At 44.6% G+C, this 19123-nt stretch carries 16 protein-coding genes; 6 read left to right on the plus strand and 10 right to left on the minus strand.

The annotated features are described in order from the left end of the window. Window positions 1–96 precede the first annotated feature (96 nt). Complete coding sequence (locus CAG60_RS15395) at window positions 97–1797, minus strand: L-lactate permease (RefSeq protein WP_161439354.1); 1701 nt, start codon at window positions 1795–1797, stop codon at window positions 97–99. A 204-nt stretch (window positions 1798–2001) separates the two neighbouring features. On the opposite strand from CAG60_RS15395, the gene CAG60_RS15400 reads away from it, so the two are divergent. Beyond that, the gene (locus CAG60_RS15400; protein WP_004396998.1) at window positions 2002–2901 is read left to right on the plus strand and encodes a LysR family transcriptional regulator; all 900 of its coding nucleotides are present in this window, start codon (window positions 2002–2004) and stop codon (window positions 2899–2901) included. 62 nt (window positions 2902–2963) lie between these two features. On the opposite strand, the gene CAG60_RS15405 is transcribed toward CAG60_RS15400, so the two are convergent. Then, window positions 2964–3458, minus strand: a complete 495-nt coding sequence (locus tag CAG60_RS15405; protein WP_161439355.1) for a hypothetical protein — start codon at window positions 3456–3458, stop codon at window positions 2964–2966. A 228-nt stretch (window positions 3459–3686) separates the two neighbouring features. Here CAG60_RS15405 and CAG60_RS15410 point away from each other — a divergent pair, with 228 nt between their 5' ends. Then, window positions 3687–6047 (plus strand): Lon protease family protein, encoded by a 2361-nt coding sequence (locus tag CAG60_RS15410; RefSeq protein WP_004396999.1) that lies wholly within the window; start codon window positions 3687–3689, stop codon window positions 6045–6047. Between the two features lie 51 nt (window positions 6048–6098). Here the strand turns inward: CAG60_RS15410 and CAG60_RS15415 are convergent, their stop codons facing one another. Then, complete coding sequence (locus CAG60_RS15415) at window positions 6099–6563, minus strand: DUF2850 domain-containing protein (protein WP_161439361.1); 465 nt, start codon at window positions 6561–6563, stop codon at window positions 6099–6101. A 165-nt stretch (window positions 6564–6728) separates the two neighbouring features. Between CAG60_RS15415 and ppnP the strand changes: the two genes are divergently transcribed. Next, the gene (gene ppnP / locus CAG60_RS15420) at window positions 6729–7010 is read left to right on the plus strand and encodes a pyrimidine/purine nucleoside phosphorylase (RefSeq protein WP_004397000.1); all 282 of its coding nucleotides are present in this window, start codon (window positions 6729–6731) and stop codon (window positions 7008–7010) included. Between the two features lie 258 nt (window positions 7011–7268). Here the strand turns inward: ppnP and CAG60_RS15425 are convergent, their stop codons facing one another. From CAG60_RS15425 to CAG60_RS15435, 3 genes are all read right to left on the minus strand, one after another. Then, a complete protein-coding gene (locus CAG60_RS15425) occupies window positions 7269–8117 on the minus strand; it encodes a pirin family protein (RefSeq protein ID WP_161439356.1) in 849 nt (282 codons plus the stop codon). Window positions 8118–8278: 161 nt separating this feature from the next. After that, window positions 8279–8890 (minus strand): alpha-ketoglutarate-dependent dioxygenase AlkB family protein, encoded by a 612-nt coding sequence (locus CAG60_RS15430; RefSeq protein WP_161439362.1) that lies wholly within the window; start codon window positions 8888–8890, stop codon window positions 8279–8281. Window positions 8891–9242: 352 nt separating this feature from the next. After that, entirely contained in the window at window positions 9243–10775 is a 1533-nt protein-coding gene (locus tag CAG60_RS15435; RefSeq protein WP_004397004.1) for a DUF3612 domain-containing protein, read from the minus strand. A gap of 158 nt (window positions 10776–10933) precedes the next feature. Between CAG60_RS15435 and CAG60_RS15440 the strand changes: the two genes are divergently transcribed. Further along, entirely contained in the window at window positions 10934–11512 is a 579-nt protein-coding gene (locus CAG60_RS15440) for a hypothetical protein (RefSeq protein WP_161439357.1), read from the plus strand. A 123-nt stretch (window positions 11513–11635) separates the two neighbouring features. Here the strand turns inward: CAG60_RS15440 and CAG60_RS15445 are convergent, their stop codons facing one another. Further along, a complete protein-coding gene (locus CAG60_RS15445; RefSeq protein WP_004397006.1) occupies window positions 11636–12652 on the minus strand; it encodes a GGDEF domain-containing protein in 1017 nt (338 codons plus the stop codon). Window positions 12653–12753: 101 nt separating this feature from the next. Continuing rightward, window positions 12754–13680 carry a chemotaxis protein gene (locus CAG60_RS15450; protein ID WP_040905299.1) on the minus strand — a complete coding sequence of 309 codons (927 nt, stop codon included), beginning with the start codon at window positions 13678–13680 and terminating at the stop codon, window positions 12754–12756. Window positions 13681–13864: 184 nt separating this feature from the next. Here CAG60_RS15450 and ppiC point away from each other — a divergent pair, with 184 nt between their 5' ends. Further along, window positions 13865–14143: a peptidylprolyl isomerase PpiC gene (ppiC, locus tag CAG60_RS15455; RefSeq protein ID WP_072671031.1), complete on the plus strand. Its 279-nt coding sequence runs from the start codon at window positions 13865–13867 to the stop codon at window positions 14141–14143. Between the two features lie 323 nt (window positions 14144–14466). Beyond that, a complete protein-coding gene (gene ompW / locus CAG60_RS15460) occupies window positions 14467–15111 on the plus strand; it encodes an outer membrane protein OmpW (RefSeq protein ID WP_161439358.1) in 645 nt (214 codons plus the stop codon). A gap of 88 nt (window positions 15112–15199) precedes the next feature. On the opposite strand, the gene CAG60_RS15465 is transcribed toward ompW, so the two are convergent. Next, window positions 15200–17587: a VolA/Pla-1 family phospholipase gene (locus tag CAG60_RS15465; RefSeq protein WP_161439359.1), complete on the minus strand. Its 2388-nt coding sequence runs from the start codon at window positions 17585–17587 to the stop codon at window positions 15200–15202. Window positions 17588–17603: 16 nt separating this feature from the next. Then, window positions 17604–18836, minus strand: a complete 1233-nt coding sequence (locus CAG60_RS15470; RefSeq protein ID WP_161439360.1) for an outer membrane protein transport protein — start codon at window positions 18834–18836, stop codon at window positions 17604–17606. Window positions 18837–19123 lie beyond the last annotated feature (287 nt).

Consider the following 19123-nt stretch of genomic DNA (forward strand, 5'->3'; position numbering starts at 1 on the left):
AAAACGGGATCATGGATAACCTAATAAGTAAGGCGCGGCAGCAAGGGTTGTGTGTTGGCTACCGCGGTAAATATTAACAGCAGAATCGGTCGGTCATCAGCGTTCAGCGAGCATCAACACATCGCTGAAATTAAACCCGTACACGACCACCATGCCGATAACGGCAGTGGCGATGAGATAATATGCCGTCGGGATGATGGTTTTACGCAAGGTGGCTCCTTCACGGCCCAGTAAACCGACCGTGGCTGAGGCTGCGACCACGTTATGAATCGCGACCATATTACCGGCAGCGGCGCCCACGGCTTGCAGTGCGACGACGACCACGGTAGAGATATTGAGTGTCTGCGCCACTTCAAATTGAAACTGGCTAAACATCATGTTTGAAACCGTGTTTGAGCCGGCAATAAAAGCGCCTAAAGCTCCAACGGTGGCGCTAAGCGCAGGAAAGGCTTGCCCAACTAACCCGGCAGCGAAATTGGCGGTAGTCACAGGCATGCTGGCCAGATCTGCGCCATTAATACCGGAGTTGATAAAAATTCGTACCATAGGAATAGTAAAGACCAACACAAAACCAGCCCCGACTAAGGTTTTACTCGATTCACCGACGGCTTTTAGTAATGGCGTCACACTGCGAGATTGTAAAAGCACCGCTAATAAGGCGACAAAGACTAAGATGCCACCGGGCAGATAAAGCGGATCAATCGATGTGCTGACTCCGGTTTCACCAAGGATGTTATTAAAGCTCAGTTGAACGCTAAGCAGCATGGCTTTGAATTCACTGCTGACCCGGCTAGCAACCAGAATGACCGCCAGTAACACATAGGGTGCCCACGCTAAGGCCAGTCCCATAGGCTTGGCTTTCATTTCATCAAGATTCATTTTTAATGATCCCAGCCATTCGCTAGGCCATTCTTTTTCAGCCGGAAATTCCCAAGTGCTTTTCGGTACTAAAAAGCCCTTTTTCGCGGCGGTGACGACAACGGCTAAACTGACTAATCCACCTATCAGTGAAGGGAATTCAGCGCCTAAAAAGACCCCCGTTAGCGCATAAGGCAGCGTAAAGGCCAAACCGGCAAACAGCGCAAAAGGTAAGATATCTAACCCTTCGGTCCAACTGCGGTTTTTACCGAAAAATCGCGTCAGCATCATTGCCATCAGCACTGGCATTAAAATACCAACAACCGCATGAGTGAGTGCAACACCGGCGGTGATTTGCTGTAAGTAGGCGTCCCAACTTGAACCATTAGCCACTAAGGTTTCGCTAATGTTGTGGGTATCTAGTCCACGGTTAACGCCAACAATGATCGGCGTACCCACCGCTCCGAATGAGACTGGCGTTGATTGAATCATCATTCCCACTAACACCGCGGCTAAGGCAGGAAAGCCAATCGCAACCAACAAAGGGGCGGCAATGGCCGCTGGTGTACCAAAACCAGAAGCGCCTTCGATGAAGGAGCCAAAGCACCAAGCAATGATGATCGCTTGTACGCGACGGTCGGGGGATATATCGATAAAACCGTTGCGAATCGTAGTAATGGCGCCAGTGTGCTTGAGAGTATTGAGTAGCAATATTGCGCCAAACACGATCCATAACACGGAAACGGTGATGCCGAGCCCTTGCAAAGTTGAAGCGAATACGCGAGTTATCGACATATCCCAAAAAATCAAAGCGATAGCAACCGTTAAGGCAAATGCGACCGGCATGGCTTTTTTGGCTGGCCAATTTAATCCGACCAATAGCACGGCTGCGACAACAATGGGTGAAAACGCAATCAGCGCCAGTAGGGTGTCACTCATGAAAGACTTCCTCGTCCTTTGAACTCTTCATCAATAATGATGACTTAACACGTGCAGTAGGGTACGAGTTAAGCAATGTAAGCTCGGGTTGTTTAATTTTTATAGTTGTGATGGTCTTGTTAATTGTAGGTGAATTTACTCCTTTATTTTTTGAGGATATAGGGAAATAATGAAAATAATTAGTTCTTAAAATGGTATAATCGAATGCGCGCAGATGATTTAATTTTGTTTTCTCAAGTCATTGAGCTCGGGAGCTTTAGTAAGGCTGCGGAACAAAATAATCTTACCAATTCAGTAGTTAGCAAAAGAATCGCCCGTTTAGAAGAAGAGCTGGCGGTACAGTTACTCTATCGTACCACCCGCAAATTAACCTTAACCGAAGCGGGGAAAGCCTTGTTGATCAGTGCAAGAAATGTGAAGCAAGCCACGCAAGAAGCGATGGATGCCCTGTCAGGCTTTGGTGAAAATGTCAGCGGTCACATTAAAATGTCGGTGCCGACCATCTCTGGAGACTTATTGCTCGCTGATGCGGTCGCGGAATTTTGTAATCGTTATCCTGGATTAACGGTAGATATGTCGCTGGATAATCGGTTTGTTGATTTAGTTGAAGGTGGTTTTGACTTAGTGATCCGCACGGGTTATTTGGATGACTCGAGTTTGATCGCGCGGCATATATTGGATTCGCAATGGGTTGTCTGTGCATCGCCCGCATACCTTGCCCGCCATGGTCAGCTGATCATGCCTGAGCAGCTTGTGGCTCATAATTGTTTACAATACGCCTATCAAACCACCGGAGCCAGTGATTGGGAGTTTAAAAGCCCGACAGGTAACCGGATAGTGAAAGTTTCGGGCAGCTTTTCTACCGATAATGCGACAGCATTACGTAAAGCAGCATTAGGTGGCCACGGTATTGCTTATGTGCCGCGCTGTTTAGTGTACCATGATTTTAGAGAAGGGACATTAATCGACCTATTTCCAGATCAGGTTGGCAAAAAATTGGGGATTTACGCGGTATACCCGTTTACACGTCAACCACCCAATAAAGTTCGTTTATTGATTGAACATATCCGCCAGCGTTATTTAGCGATTGCTGACTATTTTTAATTGCCCCTATTTTTAAGCTGAAAGTGTTTATTCCGTTAATCGTTAGACCCGACGGTTGGTGTTTAGTTGAGTCGTGTTGCGCTCGTCGACTGCCCTTGCTGATGTTTCAGTTGATTAAAGTAGCGATGGACTTTTTCAATATTGGCATACTCTAACTGCCACGACGCTGCTCTTTGCGCATGGCAAAAAGCATTGATATGTTCGAGTAAATCGTGGCTGTTGCTGTCTAAGACACTGGCGACGGATCTGACCAATGGACTGTTTTCGATGGATAAAAATTGCAGTAACGCATAACTTTGGTTGAGTACTTGATAAGCGCCTTGCTGCTGTCCCATCGTATTAAGAATTTCAGATTGGTACACTGCGCAGTCTCGCAGTCCACTGATTAAACATACCAACTGACAAGGTTTGGTTTGAGTACTTTGTGCCGCGTAATGCAAATGTTGTGGGAGGTAGGCTAATACTTGCTCAAACAGATAATGAGCTTCAGGCCAATGCCCTTGATTGACCAATTTCTCAGCTTTTTGGTAGTAGCTCCAGCACTGATTAAGATCCATCGTGACTCCGGTGTTGGTGAGGTTGTGGGACCCTATTTAAAGACAACTCGCCATCAAATGCAACTGGTTATCATTTGCATCTTTATCATTGGCGCTGGTGATTATTTGCCCACTTAAGCGTTAATTAGTAGTAAGTCACTAAAAAGATTGTGCTTTTCTTCTACACTTAAGCTACAAATAAAGAAAATTAATTTAAATATAACAATCATAAAAAAATAAGGAGGGGGTATGGCGATTCAAAATTTGAGTGTTGAGCAGCTCTATCACGTTGCAACACTAGATAATTTGCCATGTAAATCGACCAAAGAGTTAGCTCCCATTGATGAGATTGTTGGTCAAGAGCGCGCGCAAAAAGCGGTTGAATTTGCGATGTCGATAAAAGAAAAGGGCTATAACATTTATGCCATTGGACGTAATGGATTGGGTAAACGAACCATGATCTTACGTTACTTAAATCGTCATCAGCCAGAAAATAATGCGCTATTTGATTGGTGTTATGTGGCTAATTTTGATGATATTCGTACACCACGAGTGCTTAAGCTTCCGTCTGGTGTTGGCCAGAAATTTCGTCAAGATATTGAAAAGTTGATGACCAAATTGGTCAATGCGATTCCGTTAGCGTTTGATAATGAACTCTACTTTAGCCGAGCGGACCGCTTAAAAAACCAACTCGCCCAAAAGCAGGAACAAGAATTAGCAGCCATCACCTTACGTGCCAAAGAGCGTGATATTAGTTTAAGTATCACTAACCAAGGTGAATATCAGTTTGTCGCCATGAATGGCGAAGAAATGCATACCGAAGAAACGTTTGATGCGCTGAGTAAAAAAGAGCAAGAGCATTTTGCGCAGACGATTGATGAGTTAGAAGTCAGCTTACGCAATATGGTCCGCCAGCTCACTGAGTGGGAGGAAGCGTACAGCGAAAAAATTAAAAAGCTCAATGATGATGTGACGCTCGATGTGATCAGTCATTTTATTAAACAGCTTAAAATCGATTATTCTAAGTACCCTGAAATCAAAAGCTACTTAACCGAATTACAAAAAGATATCGTCGAAAATGTTGAGATCTTTTTGGATGAAACGGGAGAGCAAGGGGAGCTCGCTACCGCGGCGTTGGATAAAAAGTTACCACGTCGTTATAAAGTGAATGTACTGGTTTGTCGCGCGTCGCAAGAATTTCCGGTGGTGGTCGAAGAAAACCCTAACTATCACTCCTTGTTTGGCTATATTGAAACGGCGACCTATAAAGGAACGGTGTTTACCGATTTTTCACTGATCCGCGCTGGTAGTTTACATAAAGCCAACGGCGGCGTACTGCTAATGGATGCGGTTAAAGTATTAGAGCAGCCCTATGTATGGGATGGCTTAAAACGTGCTCTGCGTTCACGTCAGCTCAGCTTCACCTCGCTAGAAAAAGAAGTGACTTTAACCGGAACGGTATCGCTCGATCCTGAACCGATACCACTAGATGTCAAAATCATCTTATTTGGTGATTATCGTACTTATGAATTATTAACGCATTACGATCCGGAGTTCAGCGAGCTGTTTCGAGTCACCGCTGATTTTGAAGACGAGATGAAGCGTACGCCAGAAAGTGAGCTGCATTATGCCCGTTTCATTTCAAGTATTGTCCATGATAACAATATGTTGCATTGTGATCGCAAAGCGATTGCGCGAATTATTGAACACAGTTCGCGAATGACCAGCGATCAAAACAAGCTCTCTTTGCATTCCGCGCATATTGCCAATTTATTGCGTGAGTCTAATTACGTCGCTCGCCAAGCCAATTCTAATATGATTCGCCAAAATCATGTGGAAGAAGCGCTGTGCAACCAACAAATGCGAGTCAATCGTCTTCAAGAAGGCGTAATGGAAACCTTCCTTAATGGCACTACATTACTGCAGACCGAAGGCTCTGCGGTGGGGCAAATCAATGCCTTATCGGTGTTAGCGACCAGCGATCATGCCTTTGGTGCACCAAACCGAATTACGGCGACCACATCGTTTGGTGATGGCGATATTATTGATATTGAACGCAGCGTGGATTTAGGGGGCAGTATCCACTCAAAAGGAGTAATGATACTTTCTGCTTATTTAAATTCGGTGTTTGGCCGAACGGCGCGAGTACCGTTAACCACCACCATTACTTTTGAACAATCGTACGGTGGGGTCGATGGCGATAGTGCCAGCATGGCTGAGTTTTGCGCTATTGTGTCAGCATTTTCCAAGCAACCCAATCGGCAAGATATTGCGATTACTGGTTCAATGAATCAGTTTGGTGAAGCGCAGCCGATTGGCGGTGTTAATGAGAAAATCGAAGGCTTCTTCGATGTGTGTAATATTAAAGGCCGTCATTCTCAACAAGGCGTGATTATTCCTCGTTCTAATCAGCATCATTTGATGCTACGGGCGGATATTCTCAAAGCGGTGGAAAAGGGTGAATTCCATATTTGGGTGATTGACCATGTGACAGAAGCGATTGAGCTCTTTACTGGAAAACCCGCTGGTGTTGCAACAGAAGATGGCAGCTATCCCGTGGATACGATTTTTGGTTTGGCTCAGGCTAAATTAAACGCACTACGCAAATAATCATAGGCTGGTCGTCACGCTTAACCTTCTTAATGGCTCCTTCGGGAGCCATTATCGTTCCCTAAAATGCTCTGAAACGGCTGAACGACGGCTAGGTCCAGGTTCAGTGGAAATGGTGTGCTCATAGCCTGCACGTATAAAACGTTGGTGAGGCAGCGGAGGTTCAACTCGTCGCATCTGCGGTGAGTCAGTGGTTCCCGAAAGTTGATAAATCGTTTCGCCAGTGCCAGTTAGGATGGCGATGGTCTTGCCATCAAATTCAAATTGCGTGGCAATTAAACGATGATCACGAAATACGCCTTGTTCATTAAAGGTGAGAACTTCAGTTAAATGGCTTGGTGCACCGATTTCAATCCAAGAACCGTGCACGTTCTTCGGATTAATGTAATCGCGATAACTAACGAGAATTAATAGCGTAAATCCGACAGATAATAGACTTAATATTAGCCAGAAGAGGACTTTAAATAGAAACGATTGACTATCAGGGCGGTATTTTCGGCTAGGTTTTTTTCTAATAACCACATCATTCTCTCAAAGTATTTAGGATTTATTACGTAAAGCCTTTAGGTAAGCTGAGTATAGCATATTGTCATTAAAGCTAAGCTAATGATATCTTGAGTATCTGTTAAGTGATGAGTGGAAAACGCCACTCAAACTATTTTATCTCAGAAAAGGAATACCATGATTAAGGAAAATAGCTACTTTGATGGCAATGTGAAATCTTTAGGTTTTCAGCAGCATGGCGAGTCAATGACCGTCGGTGTGATGGCTCCTGGAGAGTATACCTTTGCGACGGATGCTCCGGAAAAAATGACCGTTATCAAAGGGTCATTAACCATTAAACGCACGAGCGATCAACACTGGTTAACGTTTCATAGCGGAGAGTGTTTTGACGTTGATGGTCATTCATCGTTTGATTTACAAGTGTCGCAAGCCACTGCTTATTTGTGTGAATTTTTATAGCCGTGCGTTTTTAGGTCATAATAGACGCTGACGTTTTCAGCAAGCCAAAAAAAGCCACACTCATTAATGGGTGTGGCAAAAACAAAAATATCCGGCAGTGGTTTTATTTTTGTTTAATAACCGACCTTATGGTCGAATGGACAGTAAACTTACTCTTCCTTTCTACGTACAGCGGCAGCTGTCTTTGTTTCGTCATCGAGTTTGTTGATGAGGGCTGACCATAACTCTAAGTCGTTTGGGTATAGAGTTATCAGGCAATTAGTAGGTGGAAAATAATCCTGCATTATAATCAGCAATCGCTTGTTCAATCTCTTGGTGACTATTCATCACAAAAGGACCGTAATGAACCACCGGTTCGTTAATCGGTTCCCCCGCTAAAATCAATACACCGCTGGCCTCGTTGGCCGATAATTGAAGTGCAGCGTTGCGAGAAAGTACCGCGAGTTCGCCCTGTTTTAAGCTCTTGCCAACTACATTCACCGCGCCTTGATACGCATAAAGCAACACGTTGTAGTGCTCAGGGATGACTAAAGCGATATCACTGGATGATTGAGCACGCCAGTCGGCAACGATAGTGGCGACGCCAGTTTGAGTTAGCGGACCTTGCAACGTTTGCCCGTTGATAGCGAGCTTTCCAGCGATGAGTCTTAGCGTACCCAGTGCATCTTCTGAATATTCAGTTATCGTTTCAGGTTGAAAATCATGATATTGAGCCGGTGCCATTTTGTTTTTCGCTGGTTGATTAATCCAAATTTGGAAACCGTGCAATTGACCTTGTTCCATGATTGGCATTTCGCTATGAATAACCCCTCGGCCCGCGGCCATCCATTGGGCACCGCCACTGCGTAATTCGCCGACATTACCCATTTGATCGCGATGTTGAAAGTGCCCTTGCAACATATAGGTTAAGGTTTCAATGCCTCGATGAGGATGAGGAGGGAACCCTCCAATGTAATCGGCACTATGATCCGATTTCAATTCATCTACCATTAGGAAAGGGGAGAATCTGCCATGGTTAAAACCAGCGACACGACGAATTTTCACTCCGTCTCCATCCGAGGTCGCTCGGGCGTGAATTAGCTGTTCGATGACTCGTAAGGTGTTCATGATCGTGCTCCATCATTAGAGGATGATCATAGCTTACTGATTGCTGGCTCAAAAAGGAGCACAGAGAGTTGAGGATGTCATTCAAAATTTTTGAAGATCAATAGTCTCTTTCGGTACTTTTCCGAACGTAAGAACGAGGTTGGCGTTCATAGAGACACAGATCAACCAATGATCTGTCTAAATGTGAGATTGATTCTTGGTTGGCAGGATTGACGAGTTTTAGGAATGGTGTGCTGCCAATAGTGCTGTGTATCTCCAGCCATCACTAATAATGAGCCATGGCTGAGTTCAAAGGTTAATTTTTCTTTACTTTGAATATGGCGCAGCGCAAAGCGCCGAGTTGCGCCTAATGATAGTGAAGCGATGACGGGTTGGTGACCTAATTCCGTTTCATTATCTTGGTGCCAACCCATCGAATCTTGACCATGGCGATAGAGATTCGCCAGAGCCGAATTAAATGGCTGATTTGCAACTCGTTCACATTGTGCTTTAAGAGGGAGTAATGCTGCTGCCCACGGTTGTGGCGCTAAACTTAAGCCTGAATAGCGATAAGCTTTTTCACCGTACCAAGCGTGCAGGCGAGGCTGCATGATTGGTTTACCAAACATCATGATCGCTTGTTGTTGCCAGTTGAGTTCAAGCGACAGGCGTTGATAAGCGTTATCGGCTTGTTCCATGGATAAAAAATCTGGGATCCACAGTAATTGTCCATCATTGATCGTTAGCCATGATGGCGTTGGTGTAGATTCAGGGATAGAAACTGGAGTTGGCATCATTATTCTCAGTTAATCATTTTTTGATAGGTTGGATGTTTTAAGGTTGAGAGAAACCGAAAAGTAGAGAGTTACAGGGAAATTGCATTTTGCACTGGATTTGCAAAATGCAAAATCACTATGAGATCGGTTGTAATGAAACGGACGCTTTTTCGCCATATTCGCCTTAAATTGCTTGATTAAGTGGTTTGAGAAAGTTGGCACGCTATGTGCTTTATAATATATGACCCTTTTAAGCCGAGGGTCACCTAGCCAACTGACGTTGTTAGTGAACCTCTTTGTTCACACAAAATATAGCCAATCGCACCTTTTTGCGGTTGGCTTTTTTTTACGTTGTTTTTCTTGTCAACGATCAACGCTGCTCGGTTTGATTGGCGCATTTATCGTAACAACTGGGTACTCTCGGGCACACCGCACCACGTGAACAAATCAATCTTGCTTGATTATCAATCCCACGCTCAATCCAATTAATATTGAGAATTTTTGCAATGGTTAGCAAATCTTTTTTAATGTGTCTCGGGATGATGGTTGAACCTCCTTGTTGAACACAAGAGGCTTTGAGTTCTTCGGCAATCGAGCGGGCATCGCCACCTTGAGCATTAATGGCGGGATTAAGATCAATGCCAGCACATAGCACGCGGTTATTCCCTGCAGCATCAGACATATTCATTGATTCACAACAGTAAATACGCGGTTCATCACCGACATTTAAAATGGAAATTTGTGCTGAGCTACCGGGTAAAGGCTCAGATAAACGACGAAACACCGCCCAGTGTTGGCAAGGGTCATCAACTTTACGCATATTTCCCCAAGGTAGAGGAATGCCATTACCACGATACACCGCTTTAAGTTTGCCTTCGCCATAGGCATCAAAATAGTGCCAGTGAGGGTAGGGAGAGACGACGGTCATCCGGCGCATGGCAACCGAAGGGGATACTCCGGCTTTTTGATGTACGGAGATTTCATAGCCATTACGATCCAACAGTTGGCGAAAGGGAACTTTGGGGCATAATAGAGCGCCAGCAAAAAAGCTCGATTCAAAATCACGCCATGCTTGCAAAATATCTTGTGAGTTAAGCTCGGAGGTTTGCTGAAGATCGCTCTGCGCTTCCCAGCCATGAGTATGCCCAACCGAAAGCACACTTTTTAATCCCTCTTTACTGTGTAAAACATTATGGCCAATGTACACCGCTAAGTCGTATTTCAGGCGTGTCGGATACTGTTTTAAAATCTCATTAAGATAAATGTTTCCCGGTGGTTCAAAAAAAGACGTGACTAACTGTTTGGCGCTGATCCCCAATTCATCCACCACATCATGCGGTGTACGTGTCACCCAACGTATGGTCAATCCTAGGCTTTTAGCGATATCGATTAAATCTTCTACGGCCAAATTAAGACGTTTTAGTCCAACCTCCTCTGCCGCACGTTCTAGATCGGGGAAGTGATTTTGTAAACTTTCTTGATGGGCCCGGATCAGCAGATGGGCAAATTGACGACCGGTGATCCCAGTCTGCGACAGCATTTCAGGAATCGCTATCTGTAAAATATCATTCGAAAACAGAAAACTAGGTTCTAGAGCCATGCCGCTAATGCCGCCTCGATTACCTTTATTAGGGGTTATGTCCGCCTGTTCGGGTTCGTCGTCTAAAAACCAACGCGGATCTTTTTGAAAGACTTCAGCAATCACTTCGAGCATTTCTACGCTAGGAACTCGCTTGCCTCGTTCAATCATAGAGAGATAAGAGACGGAAGGAGCGTATTCAGGATTAACCCGTATACAGCGCGCTGATAAATCTTCCATGGTTAAGTGGTTGCGTTTACGCAAGTTTCTTACCTTGGTGCCTAAAAAATGTGACTGTCTGACTAAGCTTTTTGATATGGCCATTTTGTAAAATTCACATTGTAAAATTTTTGTTGTGAAATTGTAGTAAAAAATCCGCTAGTCTACAAACTAAGCCAGTCACAGAATTGAATGAAAATTAAACATCAGTTTGAAGTAATGGCTCTAGGACACAATAAATAGTTATCCACGAGGGAACGACAATGAATATGCTGACATTCGATAAGACTAACATTCAATCAACTCAACATCCGTTTATCGCTGAAGCTGTCTTCGCCGTGGAGACAACCAGCGCAAATCAACAACGAGAAAGACAAGCCAAAGCTAAGCAATTAATGGATCGTTTATTTCCGCTAGAAAGTGGTTCGCATCAAGAAGTCACCAGTTATGTGATCGATTACCACCATGTACTGGCGTATTTTAAAGATGGTCGTCACAGCGGTTTACAATATCCGAAACAGTTTGTCGCCTTTACCGGCAGTAAAGATCAGCCTTGTTCAATTCTCTTTCGAGAAGGGGATGGAAGCCATGTTGAACTGCTATTAGGTTGCTTACGCGGTACTGGCTGTGTGGAATTGGTTGAGATAGAAGATATTCAGTTAGAAACCTGCACCACGTTTAGCCAGCAAATCAATAATCAAATGGCTAATACTGCGATTCGTCATTGGATAAGCTTGATCAAAGGGAATGCGCACGGTAAAGCGCAAGCCTGTAGCGAAGATAAGGAATATACGGCAAAAAGTGGTGAAGACTACTGTCTTAATTACGCTTTTAACTTATAAATTTGCCATTAAAATCAATAATCTGGTTGGGCGACTTGTTTTAAGTCGCTGACCATCTACCTTGATAGTGGATTGAATGGGTATTAATTAATGGCCTGCTTTTATGGACTCTCGATAGCGATTTTAGAGTGGCATTACTCGGTTACGGCCAAGATTTTTGGCCTGATAGAGCATTTTATCGGCCCGATCAACTAAAGTATCAGCGGCTTCCAAACTTTGATATTCGGCGACGCCAAAAGAGGCAGTAATATTACCAATTTGTTGACCTGATCGGCGATCGCGAACCGAAAGCTTTTCAATTGATCGACGTACCGATTCCGCGAATTGACGAGCACTACGTAAAGTCATGTTAGGCAGCAGAATAACAAATTCTTCACCACCAAAACGGTAGGCCGTCATCGCTTCGCGGCAATTACCTTGGATGCGTTTGGCAATCGCTCTTAATACTGAATCACCAAACAGGTGACCGAAATCATCGTTATAACTTTTGAAATGGTCGATATCTAACAAAATAATGCTTAGCGCTTGTTGAGCATGAAGCATGGCCAGTAGATCGTTATTAAAAGCACGTCGATTATATAACCCACAGAGTGGATCAAAGAGCGCGTCTTTCTGTACTTCTGCCAATTGACTTCTCAGCTTAGAGATTTCATCGCAAGCGGTTTTGAGCTGATTGTTTAAAAAGCGGGTCGAATGGCGAATGTCACGTGACTCACTGACTAGCTGTCGAATAACGCCCATGACTTCCTCTAAAGAAAGATCTTCTTTCTCTACCCGTTCTAAATCGCAAAAGCTTTTATCGATAATGGCTTCAAAAGCTCGTGTATCCGTCATGGTATCAGACATTGAGCTGGCGACTTCACTGGCTAAAATTTCCATATTCGCGCGCAGTTCACTGACGGTCGTTTCTGCTTTAGAAGCGATGAAATTTTTGTATAACAGGTCGCCAGAACTGGGCGGACATAAGCCAAAATGCGCTAAAACGGAATCCATTTCTTGATTTAACTGCGGGATAGCATGATCGACATAAGTATACCAAAGCGCGTAGTTAGCAGGCGTGGCGGCAACATGATGCTTCATCATCAGAGGAACCGCTTTTTTAAGGTTGGCAGTGGATTTTTTAAAAACTTCATCAGGCATGGGTTTACCGGCACTAAGCGCTAATCAATTCTATGGGCTAAGCGTAGCGGATTTTTGCTCATTTTGCTGCAAAAATCCGCCGATCTTGCTGTTATCGTGGATTACATTGAGAGGGATGACGAGCGTTGCGATTCAAGTTTTTTCGCGCCTCTGAGCATCGCTTCAATAAGTTCAGTGGCGTTAAATTTTTCTAATGCCTCGTGTGCGCCAACTTGATGAGCGCGGTCGACACAAATTTCACTCGACAATGAGGTGTGCAAAATACAATAAGCGTGACTTAAGCGAGAATCGTTTTGTACCTCAAAAGCCAGCTCATAGCCATCAAGTCCGGGCATTTCAATATCACTGACTAAAAGGTCAATCGCATTATGCTCATCAGCTAGGCGGCGCATTAGTTCAATAGCCTCCAACCCATTTTTACAAATCTGATAAGGAATGTTGATTCTATCTAACGCATCGGCCAGTTGTTTACGGGCAATTGATGAGTCATCAACCAGTAAAATATTCAGTGGTTTAAGCCGCTCACGTTCAATATCGGTCAGCATCGGCACTTTGGTGGATTCGTATTGTGGGTAGATTTTTGAGAGCAGCAGTTCGACATCCAGTAGTTGAACAATACGATCTTGATAGCGAGTGATCCCGGTAACAAAGACATTATTGCCCGCTGTCACTGGTGCAGATTCAATCGATCGCCAATTACATTCGATGATCTTTTCAATGCCGCGTACCATAAAGGCAACCACAGTGCGCAGGCAGTCGGTGACAATCAAATAACACTGTTTATATTCTTGAGGAGTAATCGGTCTAAATCCAATGGCTGCGGCCATATCAATCACTGGTACCGTTAGATTACGTATCGTCACCGTTCCCACCACATGATGATGAGAATACGGGATTTGCGTCATCGGTAAATAGGGGACAATTTCCCTTACTTTTAACGTTCCAATAGCAAACAGCTGTTGCTGTGAGTTGAGGGTAAACATCAACATCCCTTGCGACTGATTTGCTTTACTGACGGTTTTGGCCATAACACACTACTCAAAAATAAACACACTACACCCTCTATAGTAACTGAAAATTGCCGCTTCGTAACGCTATTGAGCTATTTTTAGCAGTTAAAGCTTCTTGACGAGCGATGAATATCGAAAAGATGCATTATGAGGCTGCTTTGGTTAAAATAAGCAGCTTTGTTATTAGATCGAGTATCTCCCTATGGCGAAAACAGCCGCTGCATTGCACATTTTAGTCAAGCACAAAGAGCAAGCTGATGAATTACTACAGCAATTAAAAAAAGGCGCTAAATTTCAAACCTTAGCCAAAAAGCATTCACTTTGCCCATCGGGTAAGCGTGGTGGTGATTTAGGCGAGTTTCGCCAAGGACAAATGGTTCCTGCCTTTGATAAAGCGTGCTTTCAGGGTGAAATTTTGACGCCGCAATTAGTGAAAACCAAGTTTGGTTGGCATGTAATAAAAGTACTTTACCGTACCTAGTGTTGTAGTGAACTGTTCTTTTCTACTGAAGCTGCCGCGCTGCGGTAGCGTCTTTTGAGCCAAGTCTATTGTTTCCATACTCATGATGACTGACTCAATCAACATCGCCGAATGTTCTTACGGTTAGCTTGCTTTTTGCGTGGCACGCCTAGTTTGCATTAGATGATTGTGTTGCTTGAGTATTTATTGTGACAAAGTTTACAGATTTTCATCTTTTTAACCAAAAAAATTCACAAATTGATTTCCATCAAAATAGTGTGGTTTTTATATGCTACTGTGCGCGCCAACAAAAAGAATAATTAGCCCAACAAAAGGAAAGTAGCATGAAAAAAACAGTCTGTGGATTAGCTGTCCTTACCGCTTTAGCTTCAACTTCAGTGCTTGCTCATCAGCAAGGGGATATTTTGGTGCGTGCGGGTATCGCTAGCGTGGTACCTAACGATAGCAGTGATAAAATTCTTGGTTCGCAAAATGAATTGTCGGTGAACAGTAATACTCAGCTGGGCTTAACGCTCGGTTATATGTTGACGGATAATTTCAGTATTGAGTTATTAGCCGCAACGCCTTTCTCGCATAAGATCTCGACCGATCTTGGTGGTTTAGGGGATATCGGTAAAACTAAGCATTTACCACCGACGGTGATGGTCCAGTACTATTTTGGTGAAGCGGGCAGCACATGGCGTCCTTATGTTGGCGCTGGTGTTAACTACACCAATTTCTTTGATGAAAAATTTAATGATACTGGAAAAACAGCCGGGCTTAGTGATTTAAAACTGGATGATTCTTGGGGTCTAGCGGCCAATGTTGGTGTCGACTATATGCTCGATGATAACTGGTTCTTTAACGCATCAGTTTGGTACGCCAATATTGAAACCACAGCAAAATATAAAGCGGGTGTTGATGCCCAATCCACCGATGTAAAAATTAATCCTTGGGTATTTATGATCGCTGGCGGTTATAAGTTCTAAAAGATTGACTTGATAACGCTCAGCAGCAATAAAGGCAGGAAATCCTGCCTTTATTGTTTTCTATATTACCGCTGTACGCTTTGGTTGATTAGTGCAATACGGTATCTGGAATCGCACTATTTAATTGGTTATCAATTAAAAAATCAATGGTTTGTGCTTGCATTTGACCATGGTGAAGTGCATCAGACCCATCATCATTCTGTGGGGCAATAAAGGTAGAATGCTTAGCCGTGCCATTATACTCAATAAAGACGCTGCTCTGCCCATTTACGGTTGCTGTCGTGCTATTGATCTTCGTTAATCCAAGTAAGCTCGCCACTGGCTCTGTACCAGCAAATGGCAGTATACCTGCTTCTTTGGTGACATTCGGCACTGTATCGTCATTGTTAACTTGAGTCAGCAATAACGGCGTTTTGATACCTGAGGCTAGATTTGCCATTGGATCTATGCTGTCGAGCACCGATTGAGCAGCAAAACTAAACTGAGCAAATAGTGCGTTTAATTGTGCTTTTTGTAGTTCAGTTGCATTTTGTTCAAAGATACCGTAACACGCGGAGTCAGTTTGCCCAATACAGTATGTGTCTGCAAACGCCTTATACTGAGCAGAAGTCAGCGCTAAGTTATGTTTGATCTGCGGTGCAAAAGCATCAGAACCAAACAGAAGTGGCGCGATACGACCACCAGAGTTATGGATCGCTGCGGCGCTAAACTGATAGAGAGCATTCGCTTCGCCACTACCAAAATCTTGCTCACTCGCTGCCAGTGCCGACAGCCCGACAATACCACCTAATGAATGACCGAGCAGTTTAATCTGTGAGCCTGTTGCAATATTGACGTTCTCAAGGGGCGAGCCGATGAAAGTTGATTGTGACAGGGTTAGCGCAGCGCGCAGTGCCAGCACATCCAAAATACTTTGACGCACATTATCACGGGCCACGGGTAAGTTAGCTAAGTTTAAATAGGCCAGTACATTGGTATTGGCTGAGCGCTGCTCGTCTAAACTGCGCTCTCCGTGCAGTGGCATATCAATCGCAATCACCGCTAAACCCGCTTGAGCAAGGCGAAACGCAAACGCGTAGGCATTTTCTTTGGCTGAGGTAATGCCGTGCTGATAAATCACCACGTCCTTAACCGTACCGGTTTGGGGAGTAAAAAGTAAAAACGGCACGGTTTGCAGTGATTTAATACTTGGCAGCGGTGAATAGCGGGTGATCAAACGCTCGCTGTCTAATCGGCTGCCATCGGTTTTCGTGAGCTCAAGACCAACTAATTTCATCTGCTCTGCTGGATTAGTTGCAAGCTGAGTAAGATCAATACCAGCGCGGATCAATTGTGCGGCAAGATGAGCCTGCTCAACAGGGTCTTTTAACGCTGCTGAGATTTTCGCTAGGCTGGGGGAAGCGGCGCTAAACGCTTGTGTATTCCAATTGGCGCCGGTTTCAAGGTAGTAAGGCAGAGTCACCGCGCCATGAGTGACGTTAACCGATTGACCGGTATCAGTGACGGACTGATCATAAGCTTTAATGAGTAGCTCCTTGGAAGCTTTGATATATTGATCAAAAGCCTTATCTGCGTTGAGCGCTTCAGCAAAAGGCTTGGGGTCTTCAAAGGTCATTTGATAAGCATCATTTTGATTTTCAAATGTTTGCTGCCAAACCGCTAATGGCTTTCCTTTACTCGCGCCGAAGGCCGTTGCGCTAGCTACAGCGCTTAAGGTTTCACCCACTGATTGGGTGCTAAACCAAGTGCTGTATACGATCTTTTCTGCATCAACAACACCGGTTGCGCTAAACAGGGCTTCCGTACCATGAGTGATTTTCTGCAATTGTGCTAATTGCCCTTGGCTATAAATCCGCTGCTTAGATTTAAGGGTCGCATAGCTACTTGAGGTACCGATTGGCTCGCCTTGTGCGTCTTCTACTTCACTGGTGATGGCTAAAATATAGTTGCTCGCGGGGTTTAATGGCTTAGTTGGGTAAATGGCGATCTTATTGGTCGCAGCATCGCTAAAGGCGACAAAGTCTTTTTTATCAAGCTCATCGCCTAGTTTAAATACCTTTTCGAATGCTTGTGTATTAGGATTAGCTAATAATGACTCTTTTAGTTCAACTAGATAAATACCGTCTGTGATGGCGCCAGTTTCCAAATTGCCGCCAGTAAAATCCAGATACAGTGGCATTGTGGTTGACCAGCCATCGAGCTGATTCATGGCAACCCGTGGATTACTGGGCGAGTTGTCACCATCCGTGGGTAAGTTCAAGGTGCCATCTTGTGGGTTCATTAACGCATACGATGGCAGCGGCACCGAAGGGTTCGCGCCGCTTAACTGAAATTTAATCTGTGTTTCGCGAGTTAATGCCTTTGCAATATGTGGCTCATAGCTAATGGTCGGTGCGCCAGAGCTTTGCGTGTCATCGCCGCATCCCGCTAACCAGAGAGCCGAGCAGAGCAGGGAAATTTTAAGTAGTTTTTTCATGGGGTTCTTAACCTATTTAGAACTGGTAATTGAGCTGGATGGCACTGATATAGGCATTGGCTTTAGTGTTGAAATTCAAGCTTTGGCCTGCGGCGTTGGTTTCGGTGAAGTTACCTTCCTTGCTTCTTACTAATGCAAAGCCCGCATCTAGGGTCATGGCATCACTCAAAGTGTAAGTAAAACCGGCTGAATACCAGTAGCGGTCGCTATCTGGAATGCTCAAGGTGGCTTTACCCGCTTGTTCATCAAATGCTAAACCAGCGCGCAGTGTCCAATCATGATTAAGGCGATAGGTGGTGCCAAGGGACCAGCGGCCGTTGTCTTTATAGTCTTCTGGTTTTTGGAAGCAGACACCGTCTTTACACTCAGCAGAAGTGGCTTTGAGCTCTTTGAATGAACGCCATCCGGTGCGTTGATAGCCATAGTGAATCGCCCATTGATCATTGAGCTGATGAAAGGCGGATATTTCCCAAATTTCTGGTAGATCAAGTTTTAAGCGGCCGACGACCTCGGGCTTGCTGGCCGCGCCAGAGTTATAGCTGGAAAAGGTACCATCATCAAAATCGAGTTTGACTTGTGAGCGGTAGGAAAACCCAAAGCGGTGATTTTCGTTCACTGAGTAAAGTGCGCCAATATTCCAGCCATAACCTAAGGTATCGCCTTCCATAGAGATCAGCTTATCACTTGGTTGACCACCTAAAGTGGGCGCTAAGCCACCTTGGTGACGATTGAGCTCTGCATGGGCATAAACAAGATTAATCCCAGCGCCCAAACTAAGATGTTGATTGACTTTGTACGCTAGGCTCGGGTTGAGGTTAACCGAAATCAACGCAGTGTCGCCTGCCATGTCACCAGCATAAATGTCGGTTGGGTAATCGGTTGCTACACCATAGGTAGTGAAAAGGCCGATTCCCCAGCTCCACTGTTCATTAATTGGGCTTAAATAATAAGCCGCTGGAACCACTTGGAGAGGAGCGATATCCGACATTTTTTGTTGATTGCTCAGATCATAAACATCAACTTCAGGATCGATGATACTCAGGGCGCCAGAAAATTGCGCACGTTCAAAACGAGTCATGGCTGCTGGATTGCGTGCTAGCACACTGGCGTTATCTGCCACCGCGCCTTCACCAGAAAAAGCTCGGCCAAGACCGGAGGCGGAATGCTCGGCAACTTGAAAGCCAGCGCTGTATACTGAGCTGCTGGCTATAACGGTAAGTGCAACCAGAGTTCGGGGAAAGGTTTTCATTCTCGTGTTCCTAAGTGTGTATTATCGCCCAAAATAAGGTGCGGTAGCGTCAATTGAGGTGAAGTGGTTGATTCACTCGTCTAAGCTAGTGTGCGGGTGAATCAACCATTTGACCGATGATTAGCCACTTCTTATTTAGTCGGCATAGTATTATTGCTGCCCTTTTTACTTGAAGTTGCAGCGGTGTAGGCTTCGATGCGTTCACCATAATCAAACGGTGTATTTATGTTCATCAGGTTTTACTTACGGGGTACCTAGCTGAAACTTCAGGCCGTTCAGGTCTGTAA

Origin of the sequence: Vibrio sp. V33_P6A3T137 (assembly GCF_009904835.1) — a bacterium.
GTDB lineage: Bacteria > Pseudomonadota > Gammaproteobacteria > Enterobacterales > Vibrionaceae > Vibrio > Vibrio metschnikovii.